This window comes from Mesorhizobium sp. ORM8.1 (assembly GCF_053005525.2).
On the sequence record NZ_CM132600.1, the window covers coordinates 4520224 to 4534896 of the forward strand.

12 protein-coding genes are annotated in these 14673 nt (G+C 63.5%); 10 read left to right on the top strand and 2 right to left on the bottom strand.

All coding sequences use genetic code 11. From position 1 onward, the window contains the following. Positions 1-6 precede the first annotated feature (6 nt). Entirely contained in the window at positions 7-282 is a 276-nt protein-coding gene (locus ACVDG8_RS22750; protein ID WP_455707226.1) for a hypothetical protein, read from the bottom strand. 246 nt (positions 283-528) lie between these two features. Here ACVDG8_RS22750 and ACVDG8_RS22755 point away from each other — a divergent pair, with 246 nt between their 5' ends. The 7 genes from ACVDG8_RS22755 to phoB all read left to right on the top strand — a co-directional run bounded on the left by ACVDG8_RS22755 (position 529) and on the right by phoB (position 9503). Beyond that, on the top strand, positions 529-3813 hold the full coding sequence (locus tag ACVDG8_RS22755) for a response regulator (RefSeq protein WP_447257417.1): 3285 nt from the start codon (positions 529-531) through the stop codon (positions 3811-3813). A 497-nt stretch (positions 3814-4310) separates the two neighbouring features. After that, positions 4311-5366 carry a phosphate ABC transporter substrate-binding protein PstS gene (gene pstS, locus ACVDG8_RS22760; RefSeq protein ID WP_447256717.1) on the top strand — a complete coding sequence of 352 codons (1056 nt, stop codon included), beginning with the start codon at positions 4311-4313 and terminating at the stop codon, positions 5364-5366. 65 nt (positions 5367-5431) lie between these two features. Continuing rightward, a complete protein-coding gene (gene pstC / locus ACVDG8_RS22765; RefSeq protein WP_447256718.1) occupies positions 5432-6415 on the top strand; it encodes a phosphate ABC transporter permease subunit PstC in 984 nt (327 codons plus the stop codon). Positions 6416-6418: 3 nt separating this feature from the next. Further along, on the top strand, positions 6419-7270 hold the full coding sequence (pstA, locus tag ACVDG8_RS22770; RefSeq protein WP_447256719.1) for a phosphate ABC transporter permease PstA: 852 nt from the start codon (positions 6419-6421) through the stop codon (positions 7268-7270). Next, positions 7267-8070: a phosphate ABC transporter ATP-binding protein PstB gene (gene pstB / locus ACVDG8_RS22775; RefSeq protein ID WP_371013805.1), complete on the top strand. Its 804-nt coding sequence runs from the start codon at positions 7267-7269 to the stop codon at positions 8068-8070. Before pstA ends, pstB begins: the two co-directional genes overlap by 4 nt. Positions 8071-8090: 20 nt before the next feature. Beyond that, positions 8091-8798 (top strand): phosphate signaling complex protein PhoU, encoded by a 708-nt coding sequence (gene phoU, locus ACVDG8_RS22780; RefSeq protein ID WP_447256720.1) that lies wholly within the window; start codon positions 8091-8093, stop codon positions 8796-8798. A 15-nt stretch (positions 8799-8813) separates the two neighbouring features. Beyond that, positions 8814-9503 (top strand): phosphate regulon transcriptional regulator PhoB, encoded by a 690-nt coding sequence (phoB, locus tag ACVDG8_RS22785; protein ID WP_447256721.1) that lies wholly within the window; start codon positions 8814-8816, stop codon positions 9501-9503. Between the two features lie 12 nt (positions 9504-9515). On the opposite strand, the gene ACVDG8_RS22790 is transcribed toward phoB, so the two are convergent. Continuing rightward, the gene (locus ACVDG8_RS22790) at positions 9516-10763 is read right to left on the bottom strand and encodes an ROK family protein (protein ID WP_447256722.1); all 1248 of its coding nucleotides are present in this window, start codon (positions 10761-10763) and stop codon (positions 9516-9518) included. Positions 10764-11089: 326 nt separating this feature from the next. Between ACVDG8_RS22790 and xylF the strand changes: the two genes are divergently transcribed. The 3 genes from xylF (at position 11090) to ACVDG8_RS22805 (ending at position 14515) form a co-directional block, all read left to right on the top strand. Then, complete coding sequence (gene xylF, locus ACVDG8_RS22795; protein ID WP_447256723.1) at positions 11090-12130, top strand: D-xylose ABC transporter substrate-binding protein; 1041 nt, start codon at positions 11090-11092, stop codon at positions 12128-12130. Positions 12131-12275: 145 nt separating this feature from the next. Then, complete coding sequence (locus tag ACVDG8_RS22800) at positions 12276-13628, top strand: sugar ABC transporter permease (RefSeq protein ID WP_447256724.1); 1353 nt, start codon at positions 12276-12278, stop codon at positions 13626-13628. 77 nt (positions 13629-13705) lie between these two features. Next, positions 13706-14515, top strand: a complete 810-nt coding sequence (locus tag ACVDG8_RS22805; protein WP_447256725.1) for an ATP-binding cassette domain-containing protein — start codon at positions 13706-13708, stop codon at positions 14513-14515. Positions 14516-14673 lie beyond the last annotated feature (158 nt).

Consider the following 14673-nt stretch of genomic DNA (forward strand, 5'->3'; position numbering starts at 1 on the left):
AATTTCTTAGTCGCACACGACGCGGAAACGCCGCCCCTGTTCGCCGGCATTGCGGCAGGCAAGCGCCTTTTCCGGTTCGGACGGATCCCCGGACAGTTGCGGGGCCATCGACGGCGTTGCCGACCGCCTGTGGGCCGCCGGCGCAGGCGGCATATGCGGCGGCGGCGGAAAGACTTCCGATTCCAGTTGACGAGATGACGCCGTGCCCGGTGGGGTTTTGTCCCACACCCGCCGGACGTCCATACGGCTGGGCACGATCACCGTGCCGTCGTCGCTGCGCACGCAGCCTGCCGCTGCAAGCAGCGCCGGACACAGGACAAAAGCCGCGATTCGACTAAACATTAGCAACCCCCGATAGGTCTTATAATACCTGATGTCGCGATCGCCAACGGACGGATTACCGCAGCCGGCGCCGGGGCCGGAATTGCACTCAACGGCGCCCGCCGCGCCTGGTTGCAAATCGTTAAGGTTAGCGGATCATTAATGCTTGTCGGGCACATTCCCTCGACGAACCGCGCGCGGTCGGCGTTGGGGGTAGGGATGGCGGATACGGACGGGACTTCCGAGGCGCTCGGCAATCTTCGCATGATGGTCGATTCGATGCCGATCGGCGTCATCGTTCTCGATGACAATCTGCGTGCTGAGATCATCAATCGCGCCTTCTACGAGTTCTGGAATATCAATCCGGGTCGCGCTCCGGCTGGGAGCAGCTTTCGCGACCTCATGGAGGCCAGTCGCGACAGCGATCCGTTCGGCGCCGACGAGGCGGCCTGGCAACGTCACATCGCCCAACGCGAAGCTGAAATCATCGTTGGAATGGCCAGTTCCAGGCAATTGCCGCGCAGTGACGGCCGCACGCTTATCGCCTCGCTGGCGTCGCTTCCAGGCGGTAAGCGGTTGGTCTCCTATGTCGATATTACCGACATGAAGCAGCGCGAGATGGAGGCCGAGGATGCGCGCAAGAACCTCGCCACCGTGTTGGAGTCGCTGCCGGCGGGCGTCATCATTTACGACCGCGACGACCGGTTCGTTTACGCCAACCGCAACATGAAGAACACGCTGCCGGACATGGCAGCGGTCTGGCAGCCCGGCCGGACGTTTCGCGAAGCGCTCGAATTCGGCAATTCGGCGGGCTATTTCCGCCAGAGCGGCAATCCGGATCTCGACGAGCTCTATGCTGTCGATCCGGCGCGCTGGGCCGATGGCATCCTCAAACGCAGCTGCCTGCCCAACGCCACCTTCGAACGGGTCAACCCGGACGGCAGCTGGCATCAGGTCTATGACATGCGCACCGACGACGGCACGTTCATCGGCGTGCGCGTCGACATCACCGGCATCAAGGCGCGCGAGAAGGCGTTGCGCGACTCGATGCGCCAGATCGACCTGTTCCGGCACGTCATGGATGAATTGCCGGTGGCTGCTTTCATCAAGGCCGACGATCTCAGCATCGAATTCGTCAACAAGGCCTGGTCCGCGCTGACCGGCCTTGCCAAGGAAGACGTCATCGGCAAGACGGATCGCGAGCTTTTCGCCACCGACGAGGCCGACGGCTTCAGCAGCGACGACACCGAGGTGGTGGCGACCGGCGCCGGGCGCGAGGTCGAGGAAGCCGTCACCAACCGCGACGGCACGGTGCGGCAATTGATGACGCGCAAGAGCCGGCTGGTGGCCATCGACGGCTCGGTGCATCTGGTCGGCTCCAGCACCGACATCACCGAGGTCAAGGCGCGCGAACAGGCGCTCAAGGTAAGCATGAGCGAGAACGAGGTGTTCCGCAGCCTCATCGACAACGTGCCGGTGTCGATCTACGCCAAGCGCTCGGATCTCAGGCAATTCTACGTCAACAAGGGCTGGTGCGACCTCACCGGCTTCAGCAGGGAAGAGGCGATCGGCAAGACCGATGTCGAGATCTTCGGCGCCGACGGCGAAGCCTTTGTCGCCGGTGACCTTGCGGTGCTGCGCACGGGCGAGACGCAGGAGATCGAGGAGACCGTGACGATGCCCGACGGCAGCGTGCGACACCAGTTCGCGCGCAAAGGCGCGATGATCGCCTCCGACGGCTCGCTCTACCTGATTGGCTCGACCACCGACATCACCGAGCTCAAGCAGCGCGAGGCCGAGCTTTCCGAAGCGCGTCAGCGCGCCGTTCTCGCCGACCGGGCCAAGTCGGAATTCCTGGCCAATATGAGCCACGAGATCCGCACGCCGATGAACGGGGTTCTTGGGATGGCCGAACTGCTCGCAAAATCCGAGCTCGACCCGAAGCAGAAGACATTCACCGACATCATCGTGAAGTCGGGCAACGCGCTGCTCACCATCATCAACGACATCCTCGACTTCTCCAAGATCGACGCCGGTCAGCTCGTGCTCGACCCGGCGCCCTTCAACCTCGCCGAGGCGATCGAGGATGTGGCGACCCTGGTGTCGACACGCGCCAAGGAAAAGGATCTCGAGCTCATCGTGCGCGTGCAGCCGGGGCTCGACGGCCAGTTCGTCGGCGACGTCGGCCGCATAAGGCAGATCGTCACCAATTTGCTCGGCAATGCGGTGAAATTCACCGATGAGGGCCATGTCCTGGTCGACATCACCGGCGAGCGGGTCCCCGCGGGCACCAGGCTCACCATTTCGGTGACCGACACCGGCATCGGCATTCCGGAAGAGAAGCTGAAGCTGGTGTTCGAGAAGTTCAGCCAGGTCGATACCTCTTCGACAAGACGCCACGAAGGCACCGGGCTTGGCCTCGCCATCACCTCGCGGCTGGTCGAGCTGATGAAAGGCGAGATCGGTGTCGACAGCGCCGAGGGCAAAGGCTCGACCTTCTGGTTCAGCGTGACGCTGCCCAAGGCCGAACAGGGCGGACAGCGCATCATGCCGGTCGACGTCACCGGCGCGCGCGTGCTGATCGTCGACGACAATGCGGTCAACCGCTCGATCCTGAGCGAGCAGATGGCGTCGTGGACGTTCGATTCCTGCGCGGCCGAAAGCGGCGCCGAAGGGTTGAAGGTGCTGATTGCCGCCGCCGCCTATGGCGTGCCGGTCGATTGCGTGGTGCTCGACTATCAGATGCCCGGCATGACCGGGGCCGAGATGGCGCGCATCGTGCGCAATACTGCGGGGCTGGCGCATACCCCGATCATCATGCTGACCTCGGTCGACCAGTCGCTCGCCAACACCGGCTATCGCGACCTCGGCATCGACGCGCAGCTGATCAAGCCGGCGCGCTCCTCCATCCTGCTCGAGACGCTGGTCGCCACCATCCAGCGCCACCGTCACAGCGCGGCGGTTCAGCCGCCAGTGACCGTCAGCGCCGATGCCGGCGCGGCGACGCCGCCGGCCCGGTCCTCAGTCTCGGAGCGCGCCATGCTGCAACCGCCGCCGGCGCGGGCGCGCGCAAGGCCGGCCGGTGACGAGCGCGGGCTCGACATCCTGGTGGCCGAGGACAATGAGGTGAACCAGCTGGTGTTCACGCAGATCCTCGGCGAGACCGGGTACCGCTTCGAAATCGTCGGCAATGGCCGCAAGGCGCTCGATGCCTTCGGCAAGCTCAATCCGCGTATGATCCTGATGGATGTGTCGATGCCGGAAATGAATGGGTTGGAGGCGACGGGCGCCATTCGCCGGCTCGAAGAGGAGATGGGCACGCATGTGCCGATCGTCGGCGTCACCGCGCATGCGCTGAAAGGCGACCGCGAACGCTGTATCGAAGCCGGCATGGACGACTACCTGCCGAAGCCGATCAGCCCGCGGGCCCTGCTCGAAAAGCTCGAGCGCTGGCTGGGCACGGATGCCGAAATCCGCCGCAACGCCGGCTGACTGTAATCGGCCTCGACAGGCCGGTGACGTCCTCGACGTTGATGTAGACGTATGGTGCGATCGCACCATATCAAAACATGCGCCAAGTCCGGACAATGGTCGCAATTGATTCCGCCCTTCGGTTACGGGCGGGGGCAGCGACCGCCAAACAAGAAACAGCGTCAAATCTACCCCAACGGACCTGTTTTCGGCGATGGCCATGCCATGATCCGCTCTGGCATTCAGGCAACGCACTCTCGTCCGGATTTTATTTCCCGGCGGCCGCAACCAGGCCGTCGGGATAAATTTTGTTTCAAAAGCCTGACAAGTCGCTGATTCCGGCGACAAACTCCCGCCGCCCGCCAAGGGTCGCGAAAGGCTTGTTCGGACAGGCCTGTCCAGCCGTTACCGGGCTGACATGAAACTGTCATGCGACTGTTATAATCGAAGGTTATGCCCCTCCCGGGCGCCGTCAGAAATGGTGCCGAGAGACCATCTTCCGAACAGGAGCAGGCCAAATGAGACACTTCATCCGCTCGGCGGCCGTTGCGATTGCAATGGCTGCGGCATCAACCGTTACGCTCACCGCGGCTATGGCCGCCGACCTTTCCGGCGCCGGCTCGACCTTCATCTATCCGGTGTTCGCCAAATGGGCCGACACCTACAAGAAGGACACCGGCACCGGGCTCAACTACCAGTCGATCGGTTCCGGCGGCGGCATCAAGCAGGTCATCGCCAAGACCGTGACCTTCGGCGCCACCGACAAGCCGATGTCCGACGCCGACCTCGAAAAGAACGGCCTCGTGCAGTTCCCGATGGTGATGGGCGGCATCGTGCCGATCGTCAACCTCCAGGGCGTGAAGCCGGGCGAACTCGTGCTCGATGGCAAGACGATCGCGCAGATCTATCTCGGCGCCATCACCACCTGGGACGACGCCGCCATCAAGGCGCTGAACCCGACCCTCACCCTGCCGTCGACCGCGATTGCCGTCGTCCACCGCTCGGACGGCTCGGGCACCACCTTCAACTTCACCAATTATCTGGTGAAGCTCTCGCCTGACTGGAAGGACAAGGTCGGCTCCGACACGGCCGTCGAATGGCCGACGGGCGTCGGCGCCAAGGGCAGCGAAGGCGTCGCCAACACCGTCAAGCAGACCGACGGCGGCATCGGCTACGTCGAATACGCCTATGCCAAGCAGAACAAGCTCTCCTACACCAAGATGTTGAATGCCGCCGGCAAGGTGGTCGAGCCGTCGCTCGAATCGTTTGGCGCGGCTGCTTCGAATGCCGACTTCAAGAATGCCAAGAACTTCAACGTCATCATCACCAACGAGCCCGGCGACACCACCTGGCCGATCGCCGCCTCGACCTGGGTGCTGATCCATAAGACCCCGGATGACGCCGCCGCCACCGGCGAGGCGCTCAAGTTCTTCGCCTGGGCCTACAAGGACGGCAAGGAAACCGCCAAGGCACTTGACTATGTGTCGATCCCCGACAGCGTTGTCGACCTGATCAAGACCTCGTGGAAGGCCGACATCCAGGCCGGCGGCAAGCCTGTCTACGCCGGCGAGTAAAACCATCGAAGGAGCGCCGCACTCGCGGCGCTCCTTTTCTCCTCGAGCCAAAGAGCAGACTTGACATGAGTGCTGTCCAGGAAGCCATGACGGCCGGCCGCAGTTCGCGCGATGCCACGGTCAGGCGCTTCGCCCTCACCGACGCGATTTTCCGCGCGCTGACCAAGGCCGCCGCGATACTGGTCTTGGTGCTGCTTGGCGGCGTCGCATTCTCGCTCATCGCGGGCTCCTGGCCGGCTCTGTCGACGCTCGGCGTTTCCTTCCTGACCACTGAATCCTGGAACCCGGTCACTGAGAAATTCGGCGCGCTAGCGCCGATCTACGGCACTGTCATCACTTCAGCCATCGCCATCATCATTGCCGTGCCGATCGGCATCGGCATTGCGATATTCCTGACTGAACTCTGCCCGCGGCCGCTCAGGCGCCCGATCGGCATGGCGGTCGAGCTGCTGGCCGGCATTCCCTCGATCATCTACGGCATCTGGGGCCTGTTCGTTTTCGCGCCCTTCCTGCAGACGACCGTGCAGCCTTTCATCATCTGGCTGTTCCATGGCGTTCCCGGCCTCAACAACCTGTTTGCCGGGCCGCCGTACGGCATCGGCCTGCTCACCTCGGCGATGATCCTCGCCATCATGATCCTGCCTTTCATCACCTCGATCACCAAGGACGTGTTCGACACGGTGCCTTCGGTTCTGAAGGAATCGGCCTACGGTATCGGCTGCACGACTTGGGAAGTGACGCGCCGCGTCGTCATCCCTTACACCCGCGTCGGCATCATGGGCGGCGTCATGCTGGCTCTCGGCCGCGCGCTCGGCGAGACCATGGCGGTCACCTTCGTCATCGGCAATGCGCACCGCATCTCGAGCTCGCTGTTTGCGCCGGCAACGACCATCTCGGCGACCATTGCCAACGAGTTCACCGAAGCGGTCGGAGACCTCTACACCTCCTCGCTGGTGGCGCTGGGCCTGATCCTGTTCGTCATCACCTTCATCATCCTTGCCATCGCCCGCTACATGCTGATGCGCATCGACGCCCGCACCGGAGCCTGACCGATGTCGACAGCCGCATCGCTTCACCAGAGCCGCAAGCGCAAGAATGGTGTGATGATGACGCTGTGCGTCGTCGCCGCCGGCATCGGTCTCGCCTGGCTGGCGCTGATCCTGGGCGCGCTGCTCTACAAGGGCCTGTCGGGCCTTTCGCTGGCGGTGTTCACCGAGATGACGCCGCCGCCCGGCGATGCCGGCGGCCTGCTCAATGCCATCTATGGCAGCATCGTCATGACCATCATCGGCATTCTCGTCGGCACGCCGATCGGCGTTCTGGCCGGCACCTACATGGCCGAGTACGGACGCTTCTCGAAGCTGACGACCGTGGTGCGCTTCATCAACGACATCCTTTTGTCCGCGCCCTCGATCATCGTCGGCCTGTTCGTCTACGAGCTGATGGTGCGGCCGATGGGCCACTTCTCGGCGATTGCCGGCGCCGTCGCGCTGTCGATCCTGGTGATCCCTGTCGTGGTGCGCACCACCGAGGACATGCTGAACCTGGTGCCCAACGCGCTGCGCGAGGCGGGCACCGCCATCGGCGCGCCGCGCTGGGTGGTCATCCGCTCGGTCGCCTATCGCGCGGCAATGTCGGGTATCGTCACCGGCATCCTGCTGGCGATCGCGCGCATCTCCGGCGAGACCGCGCCGCTGCTCTTCACCGCGCTCAACAACCAGTTCTGGTCGAGCAATCTCAATGCCCCGATGGCCAGCCTGCCGGTGACCATCTTCCAGTTCGCGCTGAGCCCCTATGAGGAATGGCAGCAACTGGCCTGGACGGGCGCACTCATAATCACCCTGACGGTTCTCGCGCTGAGCATTGTTGCCCGCAGCCTGACCGGACGCAGAGAGGACAGATGAAACCGATGTTGTCCACCGATCTGAACGCAGTCGACACGACCGTCGAGAAGGCCAAGATCGAGGTCAAGGACCTCAACTTCTACTATGGCCAGTCGAAGGCGTTGAAGAACATCAACCTGTCCCTGCCCGAGCGCAGCGTGACCGCCTTCATCGGCCCGTCGGGTTGTGGGAAGTCGACGCTGCTGCGCGTCTTGAACCGCATCTACGAGCTCTACCCGAAGCAAAGCGCGGAAGGGCAGGTGCTGCTCGACGGCAAGAACATCCTCGACCGCTCGCAGGACTTGAACCTGCTTCGGACCAAGATCGGCATGGTGTTCCAGAAGCCGACGCCGTTCCCGATGTCGATCTACGAGAACATCGCCTTTGGCGTCAGGCTGTACGAGAAGATCAGCAAGGCCGAGATGGACAACCGCGTCGAGCTGGCGCTGAAGCGCGCCGCGCTGTGGAATGAGGTCAAGGACAAGCTCAACGCCAGCGGCCTCAGCCTCTCCGGCGGCCAGCAGCAGCGCCTGTGCATCGCCCGCACGGTGGCGGTGAAGCCCGAGGTCATTCTGCTCGACGAGCCGGCCTCGGCGCTCGACCCGCTGTCGACCGCCAAGATCGAGGAACTGATCGACGAGTTGCAGGCCGAGTACACCATCGTCATCGTCACCCACAACATGCAGCAGGCGGCGCGCGTGTCGCGGCAGACGGCGTTCATGTATCTGGGCGAGCTGATCGAGTTCGACCGCACGGAGAAGATCTTCACCTCGCCGCGTGAGAAGCGCACGCAGGACTACATCACCGGCCGCTTCGGCTGAGTTCATACGAGGACATTATCATGGCCGAACATACCGTCGCTTCCTTTGACGAGGATCTGAGGCAGATCAGCCGGCTGATCATCGATATGGGCGATCTTGCCGGCACCATGGTCGGTGCTTCGACCAGGGCCCTGCTTGAATCCGATAACGCGATGGCGCAGCGCGTCGTTTCCGACGATGCGATCATGGACGCGCGGCAGCGCGAACTGGACGACCGCGCGATCACGCTGATTGCCAAGCGCCAGCCGATGGCCGACGACCTGCGCAGCGTTGTCGGCGCCATCCGCATGGCCGGCGATCTCGAGCGCATCGGCGATCTTGCCAAGAACATCGCCAAGCGCGTCGGCTCGGTCGGCGTCAGCGCCGCGCCGCGCGATCTCTCGCATTCGATCGACAGCATGGCGCAGATGGTGCTGATCCAGGTCCAGGCCGTCATCCAGGAATACACGGCTGGCGATGCCACAGCGCTCGCCAAGCTCCGCAACGACGACGAGCGCATCGACGTCAAATACACCTCCGTGTTCCGCGAGCTCCTGACCTATATGATGGAAGATCCGCGCAACATCACCGCTTGCACGCATCTCTTGTTCTGCGCCAAGAACCTGGAGCGTATCGGCGACCACGTGACCAACATCGCCGAAAACGCTTATTATGTCCTGACCGGCACGCAATTGCCCGCCAACCGTCCGAAGCAGGACGAGACGGCAATGCCGGTGTCGGCGGCCTGACGAAAAGGTTACCCAATGATCGCGCCACGCATCATGGTGGTGGAGGATGAGGAGCCGCTGGGGGTGCTGCTCCGCTACAACCTCGAATCCGAAGGTTATCAGGTCGAGGTGGTGAGCCGCGGCGACGAGGCCGAGATCCGCCTGCAAGAGAATGTGCCGGACCTGCTCGTCCTCGACTGGATGGTGCCGGCGGTTTCCGGCATCGAGCTTTGCCGCCGGCTCCGGATGCGGCCGGAGACCGAGCGGCTGCCGATCATCATGCTGACCGCGCGCGGCGAGGAAAGCGACCGGGTGCGGGGCCTCTCCACCGGCGCCGACGATTATCTGGTCAAGCCGTTCTCGACGCCGGAATTCATGGCCCGTGTCAAGGCGTTGCTGCGGCGCGCCAAGCCGGAAGTGCTGTCCAGCGTGCTCAAGGTCGGCGACATCGTGCTCGATCGTGAATCGCACCGGGTCTATCGCAAGAAGAGCGAGATCCGGCTCGGGCCGACCGAATTCCGGCTGCTCGAATTCATGATGCGTCACCCCGGCCGCGTGTTCTCGCGCAGCCAGCTGCTCGACAATGTCTGGGGTGAGACGATCTATATCGACGAGCGCACGGTCGACGTGCATGTCGGCCGCCTGCGCAAGGCGGTCAACAATGGCCGCATGCCGGACGTCATCAGGACCATTCGGGGCGCCGGATACGCGATCCGCGAGGACTGAGTACGACCTGATTCAGGCTACGTTCTTCTTCGAGGCAAGACCTGTTCGCGCCTGAACGCCCGGCGCGAAGATTTCCTGGTCGACGAAGGTCAGCGCGCGCATGGCGCAGCCTTCGCGGATCAACGGCAATTCGTTGGGCTCGGTGTCGAAGGAAATCGAATTGGAGTGCTGGCCGCCGGCGGTCTGCGCGATTGTTTCACGCAGCGCCGGCTCGATCAGGTCGAAAGCGGCGGCACTGACGCCGACCATGGCGACAGGCGCGGGATCGATCAGCGCGAACAGGCTGCCGAGGCCGAAGCCCAGCGCCTCGCCGGCGCGCCGGTAGGCTTCACGTTCCGGACCGTCCTCGAGCCGGGCCTTTGCCGCGAGCGCCCGCATTTCGGGGTCGCCGACATCGGTCGGCTCGGCGTCTTCGCTCAATCCCATGGCAGCGCGCCAGATGGCATAGTTGCCGGCATAGGCCTCAACGCAGCCGCGTCGGCCGCAGCGGCAGAGCGCGCCGCCGGGACGATGGATCATGTGGCCGAACTCGCCGCCGGAGGAATGCGTGCCGGTGAACAATTCGCCCTTCAGCACCAGCCCCATGCCGATGCCGTGCGATAAAAGGATGGCGATGAAATTGTCGCGGTAGCGGACCGGGTCGCGCCATTGCAGCGCGACAGCCATCATGTTGCAGTCGTTTTCCATGGTGGCGGGAATGCCGAATTCCTTCTCCAGAATGTCGGCAAAGGCAATGTCGGTCAGCGGCGTGATCGGCGACCACAGCATGGCGCGGGCATGGGAATCGGTGATGCCCTGAATGCCCATGGCGATGCGGGCGACGCTGCCGACATCAAGGTCGGGATCCTCCAGCCGGCGCCGCACGATTGCCACGCATTCGCCGACCAATTCGTCGCGCGGCATGGTCAACGTCTCGACCCGCCGCTGTTCCTCGGCAACGACATGGCCGGCGTAGTCGATGACGGCAACGGACAGGAAATTCAGCGACAGCACCACCGTCACCACGGCCGCCGCCTCGGGGCTCAGCGCCAGGCCGATCTGCGGCCGGCCGCGTTTCAGCGAGGCGGTTTCGCTGGCCTTGCTCTCGGCCAGAATGCCTTCGCCGATCAGGTCGGAGGAGATCGCCGAAATTGTGGAGTGGCTGAGCCCGGTGGTGGCGGCGATCTCAGTTCGCGACGGCTGGCCGGCCCTGCGCACGGCTGAGATCACCATGGCGCGGTTGCGCCGGCGCAGATCGTCGTGGCGGATCCCGACCGACATCGTTCCCTTAGTCCTCCCGGTCATCGCGGCCTTGTGATCATGCCACGGGCCGTCGTTGACGCTCCATCTTTTTGTTTTTAGGCAATTCCAAGAAAACCGTTTCACACTTTTCCTGGAATTCCTCCGGGATACTGGCAGAAGCCCGAGGTCGTGTCATTATTTATTGCGGGCCTCGAAAAAATTAGCACGCACCATCAGATCCCATCAGAATCGCTGTTGACAGCACCTCGTCGCTGGATCAGTATTTTTTTGAGGCTCGAAAAAAAGAGCCTTTGTGCCGGCCTTCGGGCCAGTCTGGTCGCGCCGCACGGCGCAGGGAGGATATCATGAAGAAATTCGCAGCCGCCATTCTGGCGGGTGTCGCCATGTCGCTGACGCTGGCGTCGGTCGCTGAGGCGAAGGACAAGGTGATCGGCGTTTCGTGGTCGAACTTCCAGGAAGAGCGCTGGAAGACCGACGAAGCCGCGATGAAGGCAGCGATCGAAGCCGCCGGCGACAAGTATATCTCGGCCGACGCGCAGTCCAATCCGGGCAAGCAGCTGACCGACGTCGAAAGCCTGATCTCGCAGGGCGCCAACTCGCTTATCATCCTGGCGCAGGATGCCTCGGCGATTGGCCCGGCGGTGCAGAAGGCGCTGGACGAAGGCATTCCGGTCGTCGGCTATGACCGCCTGATCGAGAACAAGGACGTCTTCTACCTGACCTTCGACAACAAGGAAGTGGGCCGCATGCAGGCTCGCGGAGTGTTCAAGGCGAAGCCGGAAGGCAACTACGTCTTCATCAAGGGCTCGGGCTCCGATCCGAACGCCGACTTCCTGTTCTCGGGCTCGATGGAAGTGCTGAAAGCGGCCATCGACAGCGGCAAGATCAAGAATGTCGGCGAAGCCTATACCGATGGCTGGCTGCCCGCCAACGCCCAGAAGAACATGGAACAGTTCCTGACCGCCAACGACAACAAGGTCGACGCGGTCGTCGCGGCCAATGACGGCACCGCCGGCGGCGTCGTCGCGGCGCTGACGGCGCAGGGTCTCGCCGGCACCGTGCCGGTGTCGGGTCAGGACGGCGACCATGCCGCGCTGAACCGCATCGCGCTCGGCACCCAAACCGTGTCGGTCTGGAAGGACGCGCGCGAACTCGGCAAGAACGCCGCCGAGATCGCCTCGCAACTGGCCGGCGGCAAGAAGATGACCGACATCGCCGGTGTGAAGGACTTCACGACGCCCGGCGGCAACACCGTCAAGTCGCTGTTCCTGACCCCGGTCGCCATCACCAAGGACAATCTCAACGTCGTCATCGACGCCGGCTGGATCAAGAAGGACGAAGTCTGCGCGGGCGTCGCCGCCGGCAGCGTCGCTGCCTGCAAGTAAGTTTGCCGACAATCGATCAAATCCTGACGCCGCGGTGCGAAAGCCGCGGCGTTTTCTCAAAGATTTGTGTTTCCGCTTCACGCGGATAGCTTTTAGGCTCGGTTTCGGCATCCGCGTCAGACGGGCAAGCCGGCGGGAGGAAATCATGACAGACACGACGTCTACCCCCCAGGCGGACACGGCGCGTGCCTCCGAACTCGGCGTGCTTGCCCGGTTCCTCAAGGCGACCGAGATCGACACCCGCATGCTCGGCATGATCGGCGCGCTTTTGATCATCTGGATCGGGCTGCATGTCATTTCCAGCCTGCGGCTCGGCGTCAATCCGCTCGATTTCGACAGCCGTACTTTTCTCACGCCACGCAATCTGTGGAACCTGTCGGTGCAGACATCCGCCGTCGCCATCATGGCGTCGGGCATGGTGCTGGTCATCGTCATGCGCAACATCGACCTGTCCGTCGGCTCCGCCGAAGGCGTGATCGGCATGATCATGGGCTTTGCCCAGGTGCATTTCCTGGTCCGGTTTGTCGGGCTCGAACTCGGCAACCCGTGGATCTGGGTCCTGGCGCTGCTCATCGGCCTTGCGCTCGGGCTGCTGATCGGAGCCTTCCAGGGTTTCATCATCGCCTATCTCGAAGTGCCGGCCTTCATCGTCACACTCGGCGGCCTGCTGATCTGGCGCGGCGCGGCGTGGTGGGTCACCAGCGGCCAGACCGTGGCGCCGCTTGATGCCACATTCCAGCTGATGGGCGGCGGGCCGGCCGGATCGATCGGCGCAACATGGAGCTGGGTCGTCGGTATCGTCGCTTGCCTCGCCGTGGTGTTTGCGCTGTTCAACGGCCGCGTGCAGCGCAAGCGTTTCCGCTTCCCGCTGCGTCCGATCTGGGCCGAGACGCTGCTCGGCGCGGTCACCTGCGCCGTTATCATGGGCGCGGTGTGGCTCGCCAATTCCTACCCTTGGCCGATCGGCATCGTGAACCGTTACGCCGCCGCCAACAACATCACCGTGCCCGAGGGTGGCCTGTTCATAGCGCATGGCATCGCGATCCCGGTGCTGATGGCGATCGCCGTCGGGCTGATCATGACCTTCGTCAGCAACCGGACCCGTTTCGGCCGCTATGTCTTTGCCATCGGCGGCAATCCGGAAGCCGCCAACCTTGCCGGCATCAACACGCGCTGGATCACCATGAAAGTGTTCATGATCATGGGCGTGCTGGCCACCATTTCGGCGGCGATCTCGTCGGCCCGGCAGAACTCGTCCACCAACGTGCTTGGAACGCTCGACGAGCTGCTGGTCATCGCCGCGGCCGTCATCGGCGGCACGTCGCTCGCCGGCGGCTCGGGGACGATCATCGGCGCCATGCTCGGCGCGCTTTTGATGCAATCGCTGCAGTCCGGCATGGTGCTGCTCGGCGTCGACTCGCCGCTGCAGAGCATCGTTGTCGGCGCCGTGCTGGTCATCGCGGTGTGGCTCGACACCATGTACCGCAAGCGGGTTTGAGCATGATCCCGAAAAGTGGACGCCGGTTTTCGGACAAGATCATGCTCAAGCATAAATTTTAGGGAGGAGAACGATCTATGGCTGAAAAAACCGCTCCCGCAGGCGTCCCGCTGGTCGACATGCGCAACGTCTCGATCGCCTTCGGCGGCATCCGCGCCGTCGACGACGCGTCCGTCGATCTTTTCCCCGGGGAAGTGATGGCTCTGCTCGGTCACAACGGCGCCGGCAAGTCGACGCTGATCAAGATCCTGTCAGGCGCCTATAAACGCGATGCCGGCCAGATCTTCATCAACGGCCAGGAGGCTTCGATCTCCAATCCGCGTGACGCCAAGAAATACGGCGTCGAGACGATCTACCAGACGCTGGCGCTGGCCGACAATGTCGATGCCGCCGCCAACCTCTTCCTGGGGCGTGAGCTGATGACGGCCTGGGGCACGCTGGACGACGTCGCCATGGAGGCCGAGGCACGCAAGGTCATGGGCCGGCTCAACCCGCGTTTCCAGCGCTTCAAGGAGCCGGTCGTGAAGCTGTCGGGCGGGCAGCGGCAATCCGTGGCGATCGCGCGCGCAATCCTGTTCAATGCCCGCATCCTGATCATGGACGAGCCGACCGCGGCGCTCGGGCCGCAAGAGACGGCCCAGGTCGGCGAACTGGTCAAGCAGCTCAAGGCCGACGGCATCGGCATCTTCCTGATCAGCCACGACATACACGACGTGTTCGAGCTCGCCGACCGGGTCTGCGTGATGAAGAACGGCCAGGTGGTCGGCACCGCGCGCACCAGCGACGTCACTCAGGACGAGGTGCTTGGCATGATCATCCTCGGCAAAGTTCCGCCTGGAGCCATTCCTGGTCCCGGCGCGCTGAAAATCGCCGCATTAGCGAGCTGAAGACAGCCGCATCAGCGAGCTGAAGCAGCCGCGTTGGTGAGCTGAAGACAGCCGCCTTGGCGATAAGTTAGCCGGCTACTTTTAAGTGAGCCGATAGGCCAGGCACCGCGATGGTTTGACCCCGCCATTGTGTTGTTGGCCGGACTTGCCCATAAAGG